Annotated in this window: 1 protein-coding gene; it reads left to right on the top strand. The window is 45.7% G+C overall.

Translation table 11 applies throughout. The features are described from left to right. Nucleotides 1-451: HAMP domain-containing protein (locus FLAPXU55_RS00120; protein ID WP_180855875.1), on the top strand; the 451-nt coding region annotated here is incomplete at both ends.

The following is a 451-nucleotide window of genomic DNA, read 5'->3' as shown; positions in this document are numbered from 1 at the left end:
AGAGTTAAAAAATACAATTAATACGATGGTGGATCAGCTTCGAGGCTTTGCTTCCGAAGTAACAAGGGTTTCTCGAGAAGTTGGTACCGAAGGAAAACTGGGAGGACAAGCCAACGTTCCCGGAGTTGCAGGAACCTGGAAAGATTTAACAGACTCTGTTAATCAAATGGCAGGAAATCTTACCGCACAGGTACGTAATATTGCCGATGTGGCGATTGCCGTTGCCAACGGAGATATGTCCAGAAAAATTACCGTTGACGTTCGCGGGGAAATTCTGCAATTAAAAGAAACCCTGAACACAATGGTGGATCAGCTTCGTGAATTTGCCTCTGAGGTAACTCGTGTGGCACGTGAAGTTGGTACCGAAGGAAAACTTGGTGGACAAGCAAATGTTCCCGGAGTTGCCGGAACATGGAAAGATTTGACCGATTCGGTTAATCAAATGGCAGGT

This window comes from Flavobacterium panici (assembly GCF_903819335.1).
Lineage (GTDB): Bacteria > Bacteroidota > Bacteroidia > Flavobacteriales > Flavobacteriaceae > Flavobacterium > Flavobacterium panici.
Note: the sequence above shows the minus strand (reverse complement) of the source record. Positions and strands in the feature narration are given on the sequence as shown.